The organism is Sphingomonas sp. S-NIH.Pt15_0812, from assembly GCF_003951315.1.
GTDB lineage: Bacteria > Pseudomonadota > Alphaproteobacteria > Sphingomonadales > Sphingomonadaceae > Sphingomonas.
Window position 1 is genome coordinate 1 of sequence record NZ_QLJH01000043.1, and the last position, 21,099, is coordinate 21,099.

At 62.5% G+C, this 21,099-nt stretch carries 17 protein-coding genes; 9 read left to right on the forward strand and 8 right to left on the reverse strand.

Annotated elements, in window-relative coordinates; all coding sequences use genetic code 11:
- Nucleotides 1-228: 228 nt before the first annotated feature.
- Nucleotides 229-1,008: a DUF4019 domain-containing protein gene (locus tag BRX43_RS18025; RefSeq protein WP_125996472.1), complete on the reverse strand. Its 780-nt coding sequence runs from the start codon at nucleotides 1,006-1,008 to the stop codon at nucleotides 229-231.
- 160 nt (nucleotides 1,009-1,168) lie between these two features.
- A complete protein-coding gene (locus BRX43_RS18030; RefSeq protein ID WP_125996473.1) occupies nucleotides 1,169-1,819 on the reverse strand; it encodes an MOSC domain-containing protein in 651 nt (216 codons plus the stop codon).
- A gap of 325 nt (nucleotides 1,820-2,144) precedes the next feature.
- On the opposite strand from BRX43_RS18030, the gene BRX43_RS18035 reads away from it, so the two are divergent.
- Entirely contained in the window at nucleotides 2,145-2,309 is a 165-nt protein-coding gene (locus BRX43_RS18035) for an SHOCT domain-containing protein (protein ID WP_125996474.1), read from the forward strand.
- A 167-nt stretch (nucleotides 2,310-2,476) separates the two neighbouring features.
- Here BRX43_RS18035 and BRX43_RS18040 read toward each other — a convergent pair whose 3' ends face one another.
- Nucleotides 2,477-3,370 carry a LysR family transcriptional regulator gene (locus tag BRX43_RS18040; RefSeq protein ID WP_125996475.1) on the reverse strand — a complete coding sequence of 298 codons (894 nt, stop codon included), beginning with the start codon at nucleotides 3,368-3,370 and terminating at the stop codon, nucleotides 2,477-2,479.
- Between the two features lie 101 nt (nucleotides 3,371-3,471).
- Here BRX43_RS18040 and BRX43_RS18045 point away from each other — a divergent pair, with 101 nt between their 5' ends.
- A complete protein-coding gene (locus tag BRX43_RS18045; RefSeq protein WP_125996476.1) occupies nucleotides 3,472-4,338 on the forward strand; it encodes an NmrA family NAD(P)-binding protein in 867 nt (288 codons plus the stop codon).
- A 61-nt stretch (nucleotides 4,339-4,399) separates the two neighbouring features.
- On the opposite strand, the gene BRX43_RS18050 is transcribed toward BRX43_RS18045, so the two are convergent.
- Nucleotides 4,400-5,149: an SDR family oxidoreductase gene (locus BRX43_RS18050; protein WP_125996477.1), complete on the reverse strand. Its 750-nt coding sequence runs from the start codon at nucleotides 5,147-5,149 to the stop codon at nucleotides 4,400-4,402.
- Between the two features lie 60 nt (nucleotides 5,150-5,209).
- On the opposite strand from BRX43_RS18050, the gene BRX43_RS18055 reads away from it, so the two are divergent.
- The gene (locus BRX43_RS18055; RefSeq protein WP_241215059.1) at nucleotides 5,210-6,166 is read left to right on the forward strand and encodes an AraC family transcriptional regulator; all 957 of its coding nucleotides are present in this window, start codon (nucleotides 5,210-5,212) and stop codon (nucleotides 6,164-6,166) included.
- Between the two features lie 381 nt (nucleotides 6,167-6,547).
- Nucleotides 6,548-8,677 (forward strand): GGDEF domain-containing phosphodiesterase, encoded by a 2,130-nt coding sequence (locus BRX43_RS18060; RefSeq protein ID WP_125996478.1) that lies wholly within the window; start codon nucleotides 6,548-6,550, stop codon nucleotides 8,675-8,677.
- Nucleotides 8,678-8,936: 259 nt separating this feature from the next.
- Here the strand turns inward: BRX43_RS18060 and BRX43_RS18065 are convergent, their stop codons facing one another.
- The gene (locus BRX43_RS18065) at nucleotides 8,937-9,671 is read right to left on the reverse strand and encodes an SDR family oxidoreductase (RefSeq protein WP_125996479.1); all 735 of its coding nucleotides are present in this window, start codon (nucleotides 9,669-9,671) and stop codon (nucleotides 8,937-8,939) included.
- Between the two features lie 91 nt (nucleotides 9,672-9,762).
- On the opposite strand from BRX43_RS18065, the gene BRX43_RS18070 reads away from it, so the two are divergent.
- The 5 genes from BRX43_RS18070 (at nucleotide 9,763) to BRX43_RS18090 (ending at nucleotide 18,492) form a co-directional block, all read left to right on the forward strand.
- Nucleotides 9,763-10,155: a helix-turn-helix domain-containing protein gene (locus tag BRX43_RS18070; protein WP_125996480.1), complete on the forward strand. Its 393-nt coding sequence runs from the start codon at nucleotides 9,763-9,765 to the stop codon at nucleotides 10,153-10,155.
- A gap of 241 nt (nucleotides 10,156-10,396) precedes the next feature.
- Entirely contained in the window at nucleotides 10,397-12,322 is a 1,926-nt protein-coding gene (locus BRX43_RS18075; protein ID WP_125996481.1) for an AI-2E family transporter, read from the forward strand.
- Nucleotides 12,323-12,702: 380 nt separating this feature from the next.
- Nucleotides 12,703-14,727 (forward strand): glycoside hydrolase domain-containing protein, encoded by a 2,025-nt coding sequence (locus tag BRX43_RS18080; protein WP_125996482.1) that lies wholly within the window; start codon nucleotides 12,703-12,705, stop codon nucleotides 14,725-14,727.
- Between the two features lie 121 nt (nucleotides 14,728-14,848).
- Entirely contained in the window at nucleotides 14,849-17,404 is a 2,556-nt protein-coding gene (locus BRX43_RS18085; RefSeq protein ID WP_125996485.1) for a TonB-dependent receptor, read from the forward strand.
- Nucleotides 17,401-18,492 carry a YdcF family protein gene (locus tag BRX43_RS18090; protein ID WP_241215060.1) on the forward strand — a complete coding sequence of 364 codons (1,092 nt, stop codon included), beginning with the start codon at nucleotides 17,401-17,403 and terminating at the stop codon, nucleotides 18,490-18,492. Before BRX43_RS18085 ends, BRX43_RS18090 begins: the two co-directional genes overlap by 4 nt.
- Nucleotides 18,493-19,359: 867 nt before the next feature.
- Here BRX43_RS18090 and BRX43_RS18100 read toward each other — a convergent pair.
- From BRX43_RS18100 to BRX43_RS18110, 3 genes are all read right to left on the reverse strand, one after another.
- Nucleotides 19,360-19,746, reverse strand: coding sequence for a type II toxin-antitoxin system VapC family toxin (locus BRX43_RS18100; RefSeq protein ID WP_056413651.1), 387 nt, complete (start codon nucleotides 19,744-19,746; stop codon nucleotides 19,360-19,362).
- Complete coding sequence (locus BRX43_RS18105; protein ID WP_022676113.1) at nucleotides 19,743-19,988, reverse strand: AbrB/MazE/SpoVT family DNA-binding domain-containing protein; 246 nt, start codon at nucleotides 19,986-19,988, stop codon at nucleotides 19,743-19,745. The genes BRX43_RS18100 and BRX43_RS18105 overlap by 4 nt, the downstream gene beginning before the upstream one ends.
- A gap of 446 nt (nucleotides 19,989-20,434) precedes the next feature.
- Nucleotides 20,435-21,099, reverse strand: a 665-nt coding sequence (locus BRX43_RS18110; protein ID WP_206433270.1) for a hypothetical protein, incomplete at its 5' end; no start/stop codon positions are given.

The window sequence follows — 21,099 nt, forward strand, 5'->3', positions numbered from 1 at the left end:
TCCCGCCCTCCTGCTCGCGCAGTACCGCGATGATCTGCTCCTCGCTGAACCTACTCTTCTTCACGTCCGTCTCCTCACGAAGGCGGACTCTAGCTCAAATTGGCGGAGTTTCAGGGGAGCACGTCAAATGTTATGCTTGTTGACAATTTTAGCTCAAGAAGGTGCACCCCCCCCCCAAGCCCTTTTTCAATTTTTCGCTGATTATATTTTAAGTCAGAACGCCTTATTCTACTTTATGAAATAACCTGCCACCTTCCATCCATCACTCTTATGTTCGAGCGTGATGGTCTCAATGGCACTTGGCTTGTGAGCAAAGTCGGTGCGAAACTGAATGACTTCATAATCCCCTGACGGCGCACCGGGTAGGATAGTAGCCCTTGTTACGTTCTGGAACGTCCGCGAGGAAACTGAGCCGAGCGGCAGCCGAACCGGCTGGATCATCGTTGCCCATTGTGCAGCCGAAATCTGAGATTTGAAGATGGCAGCGGCAGCCCGCCAGCTTGCTTCCCATTGTTCCTTATCCAACAGGGCCAGCCATTGACGCGCCGCACCCTGGCTCATCGAGGCAGACGCATTGACGGTGGTAACCCGCGAGCTTGCGTCCCCTGCGCCCGACTTGCCGTCAACGTGCAAGGCAGATGTGAGAACAGCCGCAGCGATCAAAAGTGACATGACCAACATTCCTCCGCTTAGCCAGGCGAACCGGTGAGCTGCGCCCTGCCAGTAGCCCGCAGGCTGAGCGGGAAGCACATCGGCTCTGGTAGTAGAGACCCCCAAAAGTTTGTCCCCTATGCCTTCGGGGTCAGTCCGCTCCGCCTCAGCTAGGATTCTGGCCGCTTCGCGGCTGCTAGCCACGCCCAATTTCCTGCGCGCATCACGTAGCCGCTCGTTGATGGTGTGGACCGATAGATCGAAATGTCGAGCGATCGACTTGGCGTCGTATCCCTTCAGGAGCAGCCGCAGTGTCTCCCTCTCCCGTTCGGTAAGCATCGCGATGCTATCGCGCATCAGGGCAGGCCACTTGCGTCATACCGTCCACGTTAGGAGGTTGCACAACGGCTCGCTACTACCTGGCGGCCAAGGCGACCCAGAAACGGCCGTTCAGTACCGCTGCAGTGCTACCCCGAACCTGACGTTGGTTCAGGTTACCAGGTTCAGTCGCGGCCGTTCAGGCCGTCCTACCTATCCTGTCTTGCGCTCGCGTTCGGATCCAAGCCGCTACCTCCGACATCGCTGCCAGCGATGCGTTTTCCTCGGCTGTCGCGTCGCCGTGGTTTATGATGGAGACTAGGCGCGAGAAGGGGAAGCCAGGCTGCGGCCGCTCGACCAGTCTGACCTCGTCGCCTGCGGCCAGTTCTCCAGTTTGCAGCACTCGGTAGTACCACCCCGCACGACCGGATTTAACCATGGCTTTCGGCAGCCGGTTGTCGTTGAAGCGAAGCGCCAGCTTGAAGCATGGCTGCCGCGGCTGACAGACCTGCAACAGCGCGCTCCCGATCCCATGCACGTCTCCGACTCGGATTTTCTCCTCATTCAAGCCATTGATGGTCAGGTTCTCACCAAAAGCGCCTGGGAAGAGGAGGTCGGCGTACTCCGGGTACTCTGACCGCCAGGCAGCGTAATGCTCGCTGGCGTAACCATAGACAGCCTTTTCTGGTCCACCGTGAACCGTAAGGTCAGCTTGCTCATCGCCCAACAGCCCCAAAGCATCCAGCCCTACGCGGTGGTCGATTGGAAGCTTGATGAAGCCGCTGGGAACACCGTTGGGACCGAGCGGAGCTGCCTGCCCGACTTGCACTGAGCGAAGGGAGATCGTCATTGCTGATCTGTAGAACGTGCCAGCCCCCACTACCAGACCGGCCGCAGTCTAATGGCCTTCTGCGCGGGACAACTGTAGCGTGCTCGACCCACAATCGGTCATTCAACCCACCCTTCCCGCTCCCCAACTTCAGACGCTTGTTCATCGTTGCGAACGACCGGCTTGCTACCGGTCATCCACTGACGAATGTCGTGACCTGGTGGGAGCGGACCGTTCGCTCCAGCTAGCCGTGACGTATAATCCGACGCTCAAGTGCTGCGTCCATTTTCAGCTTGCAGTGTGTTGGTAAATTACTACGCTTCGCATGTGACGCGAAAGGCTGCTCATGAACGAAATGCCGAACGACCCCTCCGCCAACTTTGCTGGACTTGTGCAGCTGACTGACGTGATCGTAGATCAAATACGTAAGCTAGCTCAGCTGCATGAAGACGGCATCCTGACGGATGAAGAGTTCCAAGCGAAAAAGAAAGAGCTGCTGTCACGCTTTTGATTTCGCCTGAGCTTGAGCCAAATGAGCAAAAGGTCCGCTATTTGGCGATTGCATCCACCCTACATCTTCCGGCTAGACCCAAATCCGGACATTCGCAGCGAGTTAGACGCTGCCCGGAAGCCGCCGTTCGTTCACGTCAGGCGTCGTGACCGGCGAGCCGCTGACGGTCAGCGCCGATCATCCAGATAGGCTGCCAGTTCCTCGGCCGTCCCGTTCGGAAAAGATTGCCGCAGGTACTCTAAAAATGCCGACACCCTGGCGTTGAGCAGGCGTCGCGAGGGGTAGAGTGCCCATAGCGCGACGCGCGAGGCCGGGACATCACCCCACGCAATCAGACGCCCTCCTGCGATGTCCCGGCTGACCAGAGAGAGGGGCAAGCGTGCCACGCCGGCACCAAGACGCGCCGCATCCCGGATCATCACCAGCGAGGACAATCGGAGCACCGGATCGATCGCGATTGCGCGTTGCCCATCGGCGGTGTCGATCGTCCAGCTGCTCTCAACGTCGCGGTCGCGTACCACGGCAGGAAAGATGCCGCCGGCCAGCAACGACAGATCAGGTGCAGCAACGACGACCAGTCGGTCGTGGAGGAAGGGCCGGCCCACCAGCGCATCGTCCGCTGCCGGGTTCACCCGGATGACGAGATCATAGCCCTCCTCGATCATGTCGACCGCGCGATCGTCGGTCGTGACCTCCAGTCGGACATCGGGATGGTGCTGCGCGAAACCGGCCGCCAGACGCCCCATCGCGGTCTGGGAGAAGAGAAGCGGCGCGCTGATCCTGAGGCGTCCACGGACCGCCGCGCTGCCCGATGCGATCTCGAGTGTCGTCTCCTCGAGTTCCGCGAGCAGAGCGCCTGCCCTGTCGGCCAGCGCCCGCCCCTCCTCCGTCAGCTTGAGGTCGCGCTGGCCGCGCTCGAACAGGCGCAGGTCGAGCGCGGCCTCGAGCTCCGCCACGCGGCGCGACAGCGTCGCCTTGGGCCTGCGTGCGGCGCGCGCGGCTTTGCCGAAACCGCCATGGCGGGCGACTAGCGTGAAATCGGCGAGCGCAAGTAGGTCCATATCGTTCCATCTATGAGACGGCGCGTCCAGATTGCGCGTCTATTTGCCTGAAGATGGATCACGCATCTTGCTCGGGTCAGCAAGACCCAAGGAGACACCTCATGACAATCCTCGTAATCGGCGCCACCGGACGCGTCGGCCGCCATGTCGTCGAGCAGCTCGTCGCGCGCGACGCCTCTGTCCGTGTTCTCACCCGTGACCCTACCAAGGCGGCGTTTCCGGCCGGCGTCGATGTTGCCAAGGGCGATCTGCTCGACATCGACTCCCTGCGCGCGGCCTTTGTCGGCGTAAGGACGCTGTTCCTGCTCAACGCGGTGACCGGTGACGAATTTACCCAGGCGATCGTCACGCTCAACGTCGCGCGCGAGGCCGGTGTCGATCGCGTCGTCTATCTGTCGGTGTTCGATGCTGACCGCGCCGTCAACGTACCCCACTTCGCGGTGAAATCGGGTGCCGAGCGGATGCTCGAGGCGATGAACTTCGGCGCCACCATTCTGCGCCCGACCTATTTCATCGACAACGAGGCGATGGTGAAGGACGTGATCCTTCAGCGCGGCGTCTATCCGATGCCGATCGGCGGCAAGGGCGTGGCCATGGTCGATGCGCGCGACATCGCCGAGGTCGCCGCGATCGAGCTGATCCGGCGTGACCGCGCACCCGGCAAGCTTCCGTTCGAGACGATCAACGTGGTCGGTCCCGAGACGCTGACCGGCGAGGACGTGGCAGCGATATGGTGCGACGTCCTCGGCCGCCCCGTGATCTACGGCGGCAACGATCCCAGCGGCTTCGAGCAGAATATGGCGACGTTCATGCCGCGCTGGATGGCTTATGAGATGCGACTGATGGCCGAGCGCTACGTCAGCGACGGGATGATCCCGGAGGCCGGCGACCGCGAGCGACTGGTAAGTCTGCTCGGCCGGCCCCTGCATGGCTATCGCGAGACGGCAGTCCGGCTGGCTTCCGCCTAATGTTCGGGCTGTCGCCCGGTGTCCGGCGGGTAGGTACCCGCCGGACACCGGGTTTCACACGTCAGGCGGCGTCCGCCATCCAGGCAATCGCATCGGCGCCGGCGGGTATCTTAAGCGGTGCGGACGGGTTGGTCGCGGCCTCGAACACCGCAGCTGCAACGTCCCGGGCATGGGTGACCGGCCCAGTGTCCTCCTGAAACTGTTTCATCATACCCTCGATCATCGGCTTGTAGTCGGGATCGTCGAGACCACGCAGGTGCGGCCTCGCGCTCGCGCCGAACTGCGTCGTTGGGGAACGGCCGGGCAGCACGATATGGACGCGTACGCCGAACGGCTGCATCTCGACCGCCAGGCTTTCGGTGAGCGCATTCACCGCGGCCTTGCTGGCACGATAGGTGCTGACCAGCGGCAGCGGCTTCAGCGTGACGGTCGAGGTCACGTTGATGATCACGCCCGATCGGCGCTCGCGGAAAGCCGGAAGGACCGCCTGCATCATCGCAAGCGTGCCAAGCGTATTGGTCTCGAAGAGTTGGCGCGCCGTCTCGAACTCGATGAGCTCGATCGGGACCGCGGCGCCGAAACCGGCATTGTTGACCAGCACGTCGACCGGCCCCGCCTGCGCGACCGCGCTGGCGATGCTGTCGCGGTCCGTGACGTCGAGCGGCAGGATGGTGAGCCGGTCAGACGAAGGCAGCAGGTCGGGGTTAGGCGTGCGCATCGTTGCGACGACGCTCCAGCCGTGGTCGAGGAACAGCTTTGCGGTTTCGAGACCAAATCCCGAGGAACAGCCGGTAATGAGGACGCTGGGCATGTCTTGCTCCATTGACGAGTATGGGAGCGCCGAAGATGGTTTCCCGGATCAAGACTGGCTATGGTCGACAATCCCGACTTCGTTGGCGATCGTCCTGATATGACCATTGATCCGCTTGCCGAGATCGTGACCCTGCTACGGCCCTCCGCGAGCTTCTCCAAACTGGTCGAATATGCCGGGCGCTGGCGCATCCGCCGCGACGTCGAGGGGAAGCCTGTCTATTTCGCGGTGCTGGAAGGCGAATGCCGGGTCGTGAACGCCGGCCAAGCCTCGATCGTTGTGCGGGCCGGCGACTTCGTGCTGCTGCCGGCTACTGGCGATCGGGCCATAGACGGCATTGAGAGCATGGACCCACCGCCGGACGGCGCCGTCATGAGCCCGACCGAGATCGGCGAGGGGCGGTTCCGCATCGGACAGGTGGATCAGCCAGTCAATCTGCGCATGCAGGTCGGCATCTGCAGTTTCGCGTCACCGGACGCCGCTCTGCTCGTATCGCTGCTGCCGGCGATGGTGGTGGCACGCGGCGAGCCGCGGCTGGCTACGTTGATGGATTTGGTCGGGGACGAGACCCGTAAGGCACGGCCTGGGCGCGAATTGGTGCTGGAACGCCTGCTCGAGGTCCTCCTGATCGAGGCGTTGCGCTGCGGCTCCGGTCCCGCCGCCATGCCGAGCCTCGCTCGGGGCATGTCCGACGAACGACTGGTTGCGGCGTTGCGAGCCATGCATGCGCGCCCCGCGCATCCGTGGACGGTCTCGGACTTGGCGGCCGAAGCGGCCATGTCGCGCTCCGCCTTTTTCGCACGCTTCACCAACACAATCGGCATACCGCCGATCGAGTATCTGCTCACCTGGCGGATGGCGTTGGCGAAGCGCCTGTTGCGGACACGCGACCTCGCGATCGGTCAGATCGCCGCCGAGGTCGGCTATGGATCGGCCAGCACGTTCAGCACAGCCTTCACCCGGCATGTCGGCATGCCGCCAGTGCGCTTTGCGCGAGCGTTTGACACGGCCCAATGACGGAGGAGCGGTACAGCCCTGAGGGGCGAAGACCCAGTTTTGGACGTTTGAATTTCCCTCTAGCCAACCCAACTTCTGCCGTTCGTTCAGATAATTGACTAAGCGGAAACACCTAGTGGATGGATAAACTTTTGCTCACATGGGCAAAAGGTAGGCAAGCACCCTCATCCAAGCAGCCGGCATCCAACGCCGCTGCCGACAGGACCGTAGCGGATGTCTGACGCTTGTCGGATGATGGAAGGGTGTTTCCAAGGTGCAGGCCAATTTCCACTAATCTGGCCTAAAGCATTGTACCATATGGTCATTTTTATCACTCCGTGACAGATTGCTGGCGGGTTTGCGCAGGGACGGACTGGGGGCTGGTTCGATGCAGTGGCACACATGACGCACGATGTTGGTCCCGGGCAAACCGCCACGTACCATTCCCTGCTGGATGCGCTTGCCAGGGTACGGCAGGAAGCCGATCACTACCGCACCAGCGTAGAGATGGCCCGCCATATCAGCTGGAGCGCGGATGCGAGCGGCGCTATTCGTACGGTCAGTGCTCGATGGACGGAGATCACCGGCCTCGATGTTAGCGAAGCTCTCGATAGCGGCTGGCTTGAAGCGCTTCATCCTGACGACGTGGAGCAAACACTGCGTGCCTGGCACCTGGCGCTGGAGACAGCAACGTCGGTCGACGTCGACTATCGCTTACGCACCCCTGGTGGCGATTGCTGGTTCCGTTCATGTGCGTCGCCACAGCTGGATCCTGACGGTGCGGTGCTGGCCTGGTTCGGTACGCTGGAGAACATCGACGATCGAAAGCGCGCTGAGAACGCACTGCTGGCAAGCGAAGAGCGCTTCCGTTTGGCTGCGGAGGCGGCGGGTATAGGTATATGGGACTATGACGCGCTGCTTGGCCGTGGAATTTGGTCTGACGTATTTCGCACCATGCTCGGTCTGGCTTCAAATGCGCCGGCAGAGCCTGCCACTGCGCTCGCCTTGGTCGTTCCGGAGGATCGGCCCATATTGCAGCAGCTCATCGACTCCATCAAAGGAGGCGACATTCACCCTCGCTTCGAACTGACGGTGCGCATTCGGCGAGCGAACGATGGGGCATTGCGCTGGATGCAGACCAGCGGCTGGCGGGTTGAGGCAGCGAACGGACGGATCGAACGCGTCCTTGTCACCGTGCGGGACGTCACGGAGCAGCTCACCGCCGAGCAGCGGGTTCGCTGGGCGGCAGAGCACGACCCTCTGACAGGGCTCATCAACCGTGCGACCTTTAACCGCTCCCTGGAGGAGGCCATCGCGCGGGCGGACCGATCGGGCTCAGCGACGCTCACGCTTGCATTGTTTGACGTCGACCACCTCAAGGAAACCAATGACACGATCGGACACGACGCAGGTGATGTGCTGCTATGCACGGTCGCCGCGCGGCTTGCGCAAGCCTTGGGCGACGACGTGGTTGTGGCGCGCCTAGGTGGGGATGAGTTTGCCGCCATCCTGGAACCCTCGACGAAGGAGCTTGCGGCGGATCGCCTTCAAGCAGCCTTGCGCTCCCTGCGTGAGCCAGTTGTAGCCGACGCGATTACGCTAGACTGCCAGGCAACGGTAGGATCCTCGTCATTCCCGCAGGATGGGCGGAACGCTCGTGATCTGCTAAAGACAGCCGACCTCGCACTCTATGCCGGCAAAACAAACGCACGGGGTGAACTCTCGCGCTTTCGTCCAGAGATGCGGGCGAGCATGCAGCGCCGTACATCGATGCTCTCCGTTGCGCGGATGGTTGCCCGCGACGATCGCGTGATGCCCTTCTACCAACCCAAGGTCCGGCTGAGCGACGGCGCGCTGTCCGGTTTTGAGGCGCTCCTGCGCTGGCGGCACGATACGCTTGGAATCCAGGGACCCGACACGATCGTAGCGGCTTTCGACGATCTCACAACGGCGGTCCCGCTCGGAGAGCGGATGCTCGAACGCGTCTGTGAGGATCTCGCGCGCTGGCGCGACGAGGGTTTTGCCCTCATGCGCGTGGCATTGAACCTCTCACCGGCCGAGTTCCGCCGCGACGATTTATTCGACCGCATCATGGGTCAGCTTCATCGTCATGCCTTGTCGACCGAGCTGTTAGAACTGGAAGTAACCGAGACAGTGTTCCTGGGCCGCGGGGCGGAGAGTGTGGGAGACACACTGGCGGCCTTTCACCGGGCGGGTGTTACCGTCGCACTCGATGACTTCGGCACGGGCTACGCATCACTCAAGCATCTGAGGGAGTACCCGGTCGATGTCATCAAGATCGACCGCAGCTTCGTCGCAGACCTGCTGACCGAACCCGGCGATGCGGCGATAGTCGACGCAATACTTGGATTGGCGGATCAGCTTAGTATCACTGTAGTTGCTGAAGGTGTCGAAACCGCCGAGCAAGCGGCCTATCTGCTAACTAGGGGTTGCAGCCATGCGCAGGGCTACCTGTTTGGCAAGCCCATGCCCGCAAATGAAGCTGGGATACTTCTGGCAGCATATGCGTGAAGGCCCGTTCAAAAGGGATGAAGAGGCCCAGCTGTGTCGTACAGTCAGGTTCAAGGGCACATTCCTTCGCATTGTGGTTATGACCCAGTTGCGGTCATCCACGGCCGGTTTTCACATTCCCGATTTCTGCCATCCGTTCATGTCGACCTTCCGGCATCGTCATCACGTGGCGCGATGATTGAAAGGTCGCGGCTGCTATCGGTGTTGCACGAGCTGGTTTGATGGTGCCAGCCGACCTCAAGCCGGCTGGAGCATTTCATCAGACCTGAGCCAAGCCACCATCGGTAAACAGCTCGCTGCCTGTCATGAAGCTGCTGTCCGATGATGCGAGGAAGGCGGCAGCGGCCGCAACTTCTGACGGCTCGCCGACATGTCCGATCGGCGTCGTCGCCCCCATCTCGATCATGGCACCACGGCCAACGACCTCGGCCGCCAGTTCGGTCAGGGTCGGGCCGGGCGACAGGACGTTGACCCGGATACCCGTACCCCGCAGATCCTGCGCCCAGCTACGCGCCAAGTTGCGAACCGCCGCCTTGGAGGCGCTATATACGCTGAATGCCGGCGTCCCCATGACGCCCGTGGTCGAGCCGGTGAGGATGACCGAACCGCCGCGCTCCATCAGCTTCAGGCCTTTTTGAACCGTGAAGATCGTGCCCTTCACGTTGACGTCGAACGTCGCATCGACATGGTCGGGCGTGATCTCGGACAAGGGCGACAACGCCCCCGTGCCGGCATTAGCGAACAAAATGTCGAGCTTGCCGTGCTCCTGCTTCACCGTGTCGTACAGCCGGTCGAGATCGCCAGCATCGGTAACCGATCCCGGAACTGCCCGTGCATTGCCGCCGAGCACCGCCACAGCAGCTTCCAGCTTATCCGCCCTGCGTCCGAACAGGTACACGAACGCCCCTTCGGCGGTGAACCGCTTCGCTGACGCCAGGCCAATCCCCGTGCCACCCCCGGTAATAACAGCGATCTTCCCGTTCAGTCTGGTCATAAGTGCCTCCATTCATTGGTTGCACGCAGTTGGCTGGCGGCCTACCTAAGGACAAGTATGCACCTTCTGGTAAGTACCTATAATGTCTGAAATGCCACTGGCCGACGATCCCGTCATCGCGCCCATCGCGCCTGCCTTCACCTGCGGGCTCGACGCCACGCTCAAGGTCATCTCGGGAAAGTGGAAGCCGCTGATCCTGTACTTTCTGCTGCGCGGACCCACCCGCTATGGGGAACTGAAGCGCGCCATCCGCGATGTCAGTGACAAGGTGCTGATCCAGCAACTCAAGGAACTCGAAGCGGACGGCGTCCTGCGCCGGAACGACTACAAGGAGGTGCCGCCGCGGGTAGACTACACGCTGACCGCACTTGGCCAGAGCCTCGCCCGGGCGCTTGAGCCGTTATGCCAGTGGGGCACCGACAATATGGTCGTAATGCAGAAGCTATTCGCTGAGCGTGACGGCTGGGGGCGTGGGCGCGCTTGATTGGCAGGTCGTTGCGCCTGAAGCGATGGGCATCGCACCCATCGCCACTGGATCAGCCTGACCCATCACCAGTCATTTACGGGTTCTTTCCGCCATCCAACTTCCGCCATTCGTTATCGCTTGTGAAAAAACGCTAGGTGTCAAACGTGATGGCGGCGGCCCACCACGGCAAAGGCATTTCGTCAGCTATCTGGCGGCACGAAGGTAGCGCCGGAAGGTTAGCGCTTCGAAGGAGCGCGACATGGACCAATCACAAACCAGGCATGACGGCAGCGGTGTCGACATCGCGTCAAATGTCACCGTAACACCGGCGCAGGTGCCTGGCCTCGACGGATTGCTGGGCTTGGCGGTTGGCGTGGTCGTAATCGCTGGACTTTTTTTCGCCAAGGACGTGTTAATCCCGATCACGCTAGCGGTACTTTTGTCCTTCGTCCTTTCACCAATCGTCGCAGCGCTACGCCGGCTTCGAGTGCCACGCGGCTTCGCCATCATGCTGGCGGTGCTGAGTGCATTAGCGACTTTGGGCGGCATCGGCACCATGGTCGGAATGCAGGCGGCCTCTCTCGCCAACAACGCCCCGGCGTATTCGGAAACGATCCAGGCAAAGCTCGATCGTGTCCAACACTTTGCCGCTAATCAGCTTCGCATTCTGACTCCAGCCACACCCATGCCAGCTCCGTCTTCGATCGATGGCGCTGCGGTCAGAGGCACCCGAACGAACCCACTGGAAGTCAGGATCAGCGAGCGAAAGACACCGATACTCGAACAGGTCGGCGGCTATCTGGAGCCGATTGTCGCTCCCTTCGAAACCTTCGTGATCGTTCTGGTCGTCGCCATCTTCATCCTGATGCAAAAGGAGGATCTGCGGGACCGGCTCATTCGACTGTTCGGATCCTCCGACCTGCATCGAACCACCGCCGCGATGGACGATGCCGGCAAAAGGCTCTCTCGCTACTTCCTCTCACAGCTTGCTGTGAATGCGAGCTTCGGCTTGATCGTGGGTATCGGGCTGTGGCTGATCGGACTGCCCGTCCCGGCTCTCTGGGGTATCCTTGCCGGCGTCTTGCGCTTCGTTCCGTATATTGGGGCACTGCTTGGTGCGACGCTACCGCTGGCGATCGCCGCTGGTGCCGATCCCGGCTGGACGACGATGCTGGAGGTCGTCGCGCTGTTCGTCATCCTCGAACCGCTGATCGGCTATGTCGTGGAGCCTCTGCTCTATGGCCACTCGACGGGCCTCTCGCCGCTTTCCGTCGTGCTGGCGGCGGTGTTCTGGACATGGATATGGGGGCCGGTCGGCCTCGTCCTGTCCATGCCCCTGACCCTCTGTCTCGTTGTGCTCGGGCGACATATCCCTAGCCTGGAATTTCTCGACGTCCTTCTCGGCGACCGGCCAGCTCTAACCCCGGTCGAAAGCTTCTATCAGCGGATGCTCGCAGGCGATCCGGACGAGGCGCTCGCCCAAGCGGAAACCCAGCTCACCGAACGCTCACTGACGGCCTATTACGATGAAGTAGCACTTCCGGCGCTCAAGCTCGCTGCGGCCGATGTTGCACGCGGCGCGATCGATCGCGCCAAGGTTGGTCGTATCGTGGACGGTATGTTGGAACTGGTCGGCGAACTGTCCGAAGCCGACGACACGGCGAATGCCGCCAATACTCCCGAGCCTCCGCTCAACCCAGTGCCAGAGGTCGCTGCGGGGTTCGCTGAAACTGCCCCCCATGTGCTTCCAGAAGCACCGGCCGACTGGCGCACGGAGGGGTCAATCCTTTGTGTCGCAGGTCGAGGCATCTTGGACGATGCGGTGACCGCAATGATGGCGCAGCTTCTTACCAAGCGCGGCTTCGGTGTCCGCCGGGTGACCCATGACGCAGGTTCGCGTGCCAGTATTGGCAACCTGGATGCATCGAACGCGCGGCTGGTCTGCGTCTCCTATCTCGAGATCGGCGGAGCGCCTTCTCACCTGCGCTACCTCGTTCGACGGCTGCGTGCGCGTACCGGTGCCGCTCCTATCCTGGTCGGGCTTTGGCCAGAAGGTGAAGCAGCCTTGAGCGACTTGCAGATCCAACGTGCGCTCGGTGCCGACCACTATGTTGGTTCGCTGGGCGGTGCTGTGGAAACATGTATAGCAACCGCTACCACAGCGCGGGGAGAGGCAACTGCGTAATTTGGGTAGCAGAGTAGGCGTTCAAGCCGTCCGTCTAAACGAATGGCAGCTTACCGGAGTGGGTTACCCTGAACCGACTGGCCGCTCTCCACCACCCATGAGATTATCGCACTGTAAAAACTGATGAGTTTAGACGCCGGCAAGGTCCATTCAGGCCTCTGGTTTCCGTCTAACCGCCTACCGAACCTAACCCGCCCTCAAGATCGCTTGGACTGGCAAAGGTGGTCCATGACCGCCGTCGTGGAGCAAGGCATCGTCGTGCATGCAGAAAATAGTCAAAGGCCCGTAACTTTATGTCATTACGATTGGCTTTGAAAATCATGGTCATCCAAGAGCGGCCATACCAACCCGGTTGAAGCCACAAAAGGCACGTACAGCTCATGAGATATATAGCAGCGCCCCTCCTTCTTCTCGTCAGCACGCCAGCTTTCGCCGACAGCACCCCCGCCGATCTGGTCGATCCCTTTGTAGGAACTCTTGCGGATTATGGCCAATTGTCGCCCGCGGCAGTGGCGCCGTTCGGGATGATGCAGCTGGGGCCGGATACCGATCCTATCAACCATGCTGGCTATGATCATGCCGCGACGCGGTTGCGTGGCTTTTCCCATACGCGTGGTGTCGGCGTCGGGTGCGGTGGTGGTGGTGGCGATCTGCTGGTCTCGCTGCGTCGCGCCGGTGCGACCGGGACCGCCGCGATGGACAAGCGCAGCGAGACGGCGCGGGCCGGCCGTTACAGCGTGCGATATGATAACGGCATCCTCGCCGATGCGACCGCGACGCGCGGTGCCGGACTGCTGCGCTTCACCGTGGCGCGAGCAGGTGACATGGTCCTCAGGGTCGATCCGCGCCATCAATATGCCCGGCGCCTATCGGCCGCGTGGCGCACCGATGACAGCGACGATCTGCGCGCGGAGCTGGTCGCGGGCACCGTGTGCGACAAGGGCCGCTATCGCCTGTTCACCAGCAGCCGGATCACGCTGAATGGGCAGCCACTGCATCGCACGATGACGCGCGAGGGCGATGTCGCGACGCTGCGCATCGCGATGCGCGCCGGCGATGCGATTGAAATTCGCACCGGTCTGTCGAGCGTCGATCCGGCGGGAGCAGCGCTGGTCCGCGACCGGGAACTGGCAACGCGGCCCTTCGCGACGGTGGCTTCGGCAACGCGCACCGCCTGGAACGACGTGCTGGGCCGCGTCGCGGTCGATGGCGACTCCCGTGAGCGTGCGCTGTTCTATTCTTCGCTCTTCCGTGTCTTCCAGACCCCGGTTGCGATCGACGATCCAGACGGGCGCCACCGCGAGAATGACGGTAACATCGCCCGCTCCGCTCCTGGCCAGACGCGCTATGCCAGCTGGTCTCTATGGGACAATTACCGCACGCAACTGCCGCTGCTCGCGCTGTTGCAGCCGCGGCGCAGCGCCGATATCGCCCGCTCGCTCGCCGATCTCTACATGCGCGGCAAGCCGCAATGGGCGACGATGAACGAGCCGTTCCTGACGGTGCGGACCGAACATGCCGGGATCGCCCTGCTCGATCTGCGCCGCAAGGGCATCACCGGCTTCGATGCGCGCGCCGCGCTGGGCGGCATGGTCAGGGACAGCGCGACGCTGGAACGCAATACCCCCGATCAGCAGATCGAGGCGGCCTATGACGATTGGGCAATCGCGGCTCTGGCATCCGATCTGGGCGATCACGATACGGCCGCCGCTTTTCTGGCAAAAGCCCAAGCCTATCGGCCGATGTGGCAATCGATCTTCCAGACACCTGGCGCGGACGGGGACACGGTGAAGGCACGCGGGCTGTATCAGGGCACGTTGTGGCAATATCGCTGGGCGCCGGTGTTCGATCTCGACTGGCTGGTGCAGACGGTCGGCCCCGCGACGTTCGAGGGGGAGGTGCGGCACTTCTTCGATGCAGGCCTGTTCAACATGACCAACGAGCCGGATATCCATGTCCCCTGGCTGTTCGCGGTGCTCGGCGAGCCGCAGCGGACCGCCGTTCTGGTCCGCACGATCATGACCCGGCCGATCGCGCATCCCTATACCAACAGCGGCAAGCGGCCAACGCCGTTCGTAGGTCGCAGTTTCGAGCTGGCGCCGCAGGGGTTCGCTGATGGCATGGATGACGATGCCGGCGCGATGACCGCCTGGTATGTCTTCGCCGCGCTTGGCCTCTACCCGCTGGTGCCGGGCGAACCATGGTATGTCGTCACCACACCGGCGGTCGCCAATGCCCGGATCGATCTGGGCAATGGCCGCGCTTTGGCAATCCGGCGGGTCGGCCCCTATGACGGTACGATCGTCAGCGTAGACTGGAACGGCCGAACGCTGACGGACTGGCGGGTCGAACATGCGACGCTGCTGCGCGGTGGCGCGCTGACCGTGACAACGCGAGCGCGATAGCGCCTTTGCGGCAACACCATTGTCACAAACGACGAACCACTTCCCTGAAAATGGATGACGTTTCACGGATATGTCGCAAACTCCCGCAAAGGGCCGCATCCTGACGACCTGAGGGGGAATGATGATCGCTTCTACCAAGTTCGCGCTGCTGCACGGCACCTGTCTCGCCCTGCTCGGCGTCGCCGCCTTTCCTGTCACGGCGTCCGCGCAGACGACGCCGCCCGCCGCCACCCCTGCGGCCCCCGCGGATGCTGCGGCCGAACAGACGACCAGCGCGCCCGAGGACGATAACGGGTCGGACATCATCGTCACCGGGTCGGCGCGTCGGCAGCGGCGCTTCGACGTGTCCTATGCGGTGAACTCGCTGGGGCAGGAAGACATCAAGCGGCTGGCCCCGCTCAACTTCGCCGATCTGCTTGGCAAGCTGCCGGGTATCCAGGTCGAGGCGACCGGCGGCGAAGTGCAGAACGTCACTCGTATTCGCGGCATCCCGACCGATGACGGCTATGCGGTGTTCCAGCAGGACGGCCTGCCGCTGTTCCATGACATCAACGGCAACTTCTTCCGCGGCGACAGCCTCAACCGCTACGACCTGATGACCGAGCGGGTCGAGGTGGTGCGCGGCGGCCCTGCCCCGATCTTCGCCTCCCAGGCAGCGGCGATCGTCAACAACATCACCGTCACCGGCGGCGATACCGCGCGCGGCAAGGTGCAGGCGACGGTGGGCACCACGGATCTCTACCGGATCGACGCGGTGCAGTCCGGGCCGCTCGGCGGCGGCACCTATTATGCGGTCGGCGGCTATCTGCGCCGCGATGGCGGCCAGCGCGACAACGGCTTCCCCAATGATCGCGGCGGCCAGATCCGCGCGAACATCAAGCATGAACTCGACAATGGCTCGGTGCGGGTCAGCGTCAATTATCTGAACGACCACAACAGCTTCTACCTGCCGATCCCGGTTGCCGATCCGCGCAATCCGTCGGTGTCGCTCAACCCCTATATCAACTTCTTCAATGGCACGCTCAACTCGCCCGCTTTCCGCGGCGTGACGCTGAAGTACCGCGACGCCGCAGGCGTGACGCAGAGCGAGACGCGCGATCTGGCCGATGGCCGCCATATGGAATATGGCAATATCGGTCTGCAATATGACGGCGAGTTCGACGGCTGGCAGCTTGCCGTGCGCGCGGGCTTCACCAAGGGCCGCCTCAACTTCGATGCGCTTTATTCGACCTCGAACCCGGTCGATGCCAACACCTTCGCCGCCAGCTTCCGCTCGGCCGCCAACACCGCGTTCGGCACCACCGCGACGCCGGTCGCGCAACTGGGCTATGCCCTGTCGGGGACCAACGGCGCGACCGCCTATGATCCCTATGCGGCATCGGGCCTCGTCGTGCAGGGCCAGTATCGCGGTGTCGGCTCCAGCTTCTACTCGGGCCAGGGTGATGTCAGCGTCACGCGTAAGTTCGATACCAGCATCGGCACGCACGATCTGCGGATCGGCGGATACGGATCGTCCTATGGCCTAACTAACAAGGCAGTTTATCAGGATTACCTGATGGAGGTGCGGGGCCAGCCGCGTACGCTCGATCTGGTCGCCTATTCGGCCACCGGCGCAGTGCTGGGCTCGGTCACCGACAAGGGCGTGCTGCGCTATGGTACCACGCTCAACCAGGGCAAGGTCGACTCCACCGTCTATGCGATCTACGGCAACGACACGTGGGAGATCACGCGAGGGTTGCGCATCGATGGCGGCATCCGCCACGAATGGTATCACATCGACGGCTATGGCCTGACCTCGACCTCGGTCAATCTGGGCGACCCCACCACCCTGGCCGACAATAGCGTGCGCAGCTTCGACGGGGCACGCCAGTCGCGCAAGGACAGCCCGGTCGCGACCAACTGGACGATCGGCGTCAACTACGACGTCAGCACGAATTTCGGTGGCTATACCCGCGCTTCGCATCTGGAGGTGCCACCGCAGTCCAGCAGTTATTACGGCATCAACCCGGTGCTGGTGAAGACGCAGGCCGATCAGTACGAAGCCGGCCTGAAGGCGTCGTTCGGTCGCAACTATCTATATCTCACTGGTTTCTACACTAAGTTTGATCCGTTCAACGCCTCGTTCGTGGCGTTCAACCCCACCACCGGGCGCAACGATCAGGCGGTACCCTTCATCGGCCAGGCCGAGGTGAAGGGCGTCGAGGTCGATGGCGCGATAGTGCCGGTGCCCTGGTTCTTCGTCTCGGGATCGTTCACCTATCAGGACCCCAAGTACAAAAATCTGGAAAATAGCGCCGGCGCCGACCCCTCGGCCGTCAACGGCAAACAGATCATCCGCGAACCCAAGGTATTCGGCAATGTCCGCCCAACCTTCTCGTTCGATGCGGGCGGCAGTCAGGTCGAAATATACGGCCGCTACGAATATGTCGGCCGCCGTTATGTCGATCTGTTCAACAATACGCGCCTGCCGTCGTACAACACGTTCGGGCTGGGGGGCACGCTGACCTATAACGGCTTCCAGTTCCAGGTAGTTGGCGACAACATCTTCAACAACAAGGGGCTGACTGAGGGCAATCCCCGCACCGACCAGCTCGATGGGCAGACCTCGCGCGATGCAATCTATGGGCGTCCGATCTTCGGCCGCAGCGTGCGCTTCATCGTCAGCAAGTCGTGGTGAGACGCGGCGTGGCAGCGGTGCTGGTCGCTTCGTTGACCGCCGTGACTCCAACACCAGCCGTTGCCGCGCCGGTCCGCGACGCGCAATTGGCGGCGATGGCGGCGCGGCTGTTCCCGTCGCTTGGCGGGCACCTGCCGATCGATCAGGTGCGCCAGCGCCGGATCGATGCCTGTGCCGGAGCTGCGCCCTGCGTGGTCGAGGCGGCAATCTGGCGTGACGAGGAACGGGATGCCCTCGCCCGCAGCGCCGGTGCCAAGGCTAACGACGTCCGCCGCGAGGTCGAGGGACTAAACGAGGTGCTGCGCATCTATGGCGTCGGCAAGCTGCCGCGCTATCCGCTGATCGATGGTTCCGACGAGGCGTTCGGCACTCCGGCCTTCGCGGCGGTGGTCGCCGATGCGGTCCTGCTCGCCACCGCGCAGGCGAGTGATCCGGCGGTCACGGGCGATCCCAGCCTGTCGCTGGCGCTGGCCCTGCTCGACGCCAATGACAAAAACGCCGCAATCGCGTTCGAGCCGCTCGACCAACGCTACAATGCCGGCGCAGTGGCCAAGGCACGACGCTTAGACTGGTCGCGCTTCCCCAACACCGCGATCATCGCGCTGGGGGTCGGTCCGGAGGATCCCAGCACCGCGCTTAGCGCTCGTGGCAAGGCGAATGTCCGCATGGCCGCCGAGTTGTTCGCCCAAGGGCTGGCCCCGTTCATCATCGTCAGCGGCAGCGCGGTCCACCCCCGCGACACGCCGCATGTCGAAGCGATCGAGATGCGCCGCGCGTTGATCGAGCGGTTCGGTATCCCCGCCGATGCAATCATCGTCGAACCCTACGCCCGGCACACGACCACCAACTTGCGCAACGCTACCCGCCGACTGATCGCCCTGCGCGCACCTCTCAATCGCGACACGCTCGTCGTCAGCAACGTCGGGCATATCGATGCGATCGCCAGCCCCGCGTTCACGGCGCGCAACCAGCGCGAGCTGGGTTACCAACCCGGCCGGATCGGACCGCGTCCGTCCCCGAACACGATCACCTTCCGTCCCGATGCTACCTCTCTGCGGATCGATCCGCTCGATCCACTCGACCCCTGATCATAGGTTGCCAAGGCCAAGAGTTTAGCAATGGATAGCGCCGCCTGAAGCTTGGAGCACGTGATTACCGCCAGTAGCTGCGCCACCTCGTGCTGCCTCAGGACCACCAACAGCTTGCCCGCCGGCTCCGGGCAGTCTCGAGCGTTTGGGTAAAGAAGAACCGCAGCGCCGCCACGATGGCATACAGGGTTGGCGCCAGCATGCTCAGATCACACTGCTCCATCCGGAAGCACGGCGCCTCTTCTGCCGTCGAGGTGCCGGGCGGCCGCCCTAGGAGCGTCATGAACCGCCCGACATCGCGGATAAAGTGGCGCTGCGTCTAGTTTCCGGAATGGCGCATACCTATCACGTCGATAGGACGCTGGCGTAGGTGTCTGACGGCAACAATCGTGGCAGAGATGGCCATGGCAGGGCTCCTTTCGTGGGACCCCATGCTTTGCCTGCCGCCCGCACTATTCAACCAGTGTACTATGCCGACAACGTCATCTCAACCGTGTCCCGCACGCCCTTCCGCGCAGCGAGTTCGTGCATCCACCACCAACAGGCGTTCGAGGCCTCCGCCTGGCCACATAAGCGAACGGTAGCTTACGCTCGCGGCTTCCCGAAAGCGGACCGACCGCAGTCCACCAACGACGGTCGTCGGAAACCTCATCCCCGCCCTCTGAACGAACGGCAGCTTACCGCGGTGGCTCGCCCGAAAGCGGACAGGCCGCTCCCCACCACCGTCGGGCATCCAAACACTCAACTCTGTCGCCTGAACGAACGTCCACTTTCTCGCGACGCTCGTCCCATAGCGGTCAGGCCGCTCTCCACCATAGCTGTCGAGCCGAACGTCCCGCCCCCTCCCTACCCCACAACGGTGTGAGGTCAGCGGATCGCGACAACCTTGACCTCAACGGCATCAGCAATCTTCTTCCAGTTCTGGTCGCTAGTCCATGCGGGCAGTCCATCGCGCCGTGCCAGTGCCAAGCAGAAACGATCGCCAAGGCTAAGCCCCGCCTCGGCTGTCGCCGCTCGCAGCCGTCCAGCAATTTGCGCGAGCGCCTTGTCGGCCGGCACCACAGTCAGTGGCAGTGGATCGAGCATGGCATCCACCTCGCGCTCGGGCATACCGGCATGGACGAAGTGACTGACGACCTCGGCATAGTTGACGCTGCTCACCCGCGCCCCGCCGACCTCGGCCGCGACCTTTGCTGCTCCGCGTTCGCCCTTGAGCATGGCAATGATCGCAGACGCATCCAGCACCACGCTCATTCGCCGCTCTCCTCGCGACGTCGGGCAAGGAAAGCGTCAACGGATGCGTCGGGGTTACCGCCGGTGTACTGCTTGGCCAGCGCCTGAGCGCGTGCCACCGCTTGGCTTGCCGTCCGCAACACCACGCCATCCTCGGTTTCATCCAGGTAGACTGCACCGCCGCCACTCAGACCAAGACGCTTCCGGACATCCGCAGGCAGGCTCATGCGTCCGTTGGGCGTGATGTTAATTTGCAACGTCATATCGGCACACCCGCCCCTGTGGATTACACTAGCATTGTATAGCTAAGCTGGCCGCCTTCGGCAACGAGCGGGTCTTGGTGCTACGATCCCATTGTTATGTCTCTTATACCGTCGTGTGGTATGGCGCCACGACCGTGCCAAATCACCTATTTCAGCAGGTACGTTTTAGGTATGCTTCCATCGGATCTGCACAGACTGGTGCGTTTTGGCTCGGCAAATCACCTATAAAGTCTCGAGCTTTTTACCCCCTTGGTCCGGCTAGGGTCTAAGCTAAGGAGGACCATACGGTACCCACTTAAACGGCACCTCTGGTGGCCGGAAATTGGGCGTCAGCCCAGCGTCGTTCACGGTTCGCGACCGTCCCACAAGCGATCGGCAAACGGGAAAGGATCAGTCTTTTCCTAACCTCCTCTTACCCGTTGATGTAGAAGAAGGTGCGCCTCCTGTCAGTGAACCTTGCAGCGAGGCGATGCGATCGCCTCGTTAGCGGCCCGCCGGATCGAAGCCACCGGGTCAGTCACCTTTGCTAGTTCAGGTGCTTCCACTCGAAAGTGCTCAAGACCGCTGCCCCATTGGTGACGCCACCACGTATTCCCGGAGCGTGCGTCCATCTGGGACGACATGCTCTCGGCATAGCGAAGCAGTTCGTCAGGCGGGATCAGGTACCGGCCGTCGGCAACCGCGTGCGACAGTTCCTTTGCCAGATCCACGTTCGCGACCTTCGACATGTCTGCCATGCGATGGTTCAGGTCAGCCGCGACGCCTCGCTTGGCAGCTTCCCACTCATCCCCAGTGAACCCCGACATGATGAGGCCACATGTGACCCTGCGTAAACCGGCAACAGCCGGCTCCCAGCGACCTTCCGCGAAGTTGTCCCATAGCATGATCTGACGCTGACCCTGCTCGCCATTCTCGATGAACATGCCAACCTTTCCAGGCGGGGCGGCTGGCTGACGCGCGGCAAGGCGCAGGTTGATCGCACGCGCGACGATCAGGTCCATAAGGTCGTTCTGCGCCTGGCGACCACGCGATGAGGGTGGAGCAGGCGTGGGTAGTACGACCGTCACCAACGCCGAGCGGCGTCCCTTCGGAAGTGCGGAGAAGCTGATCG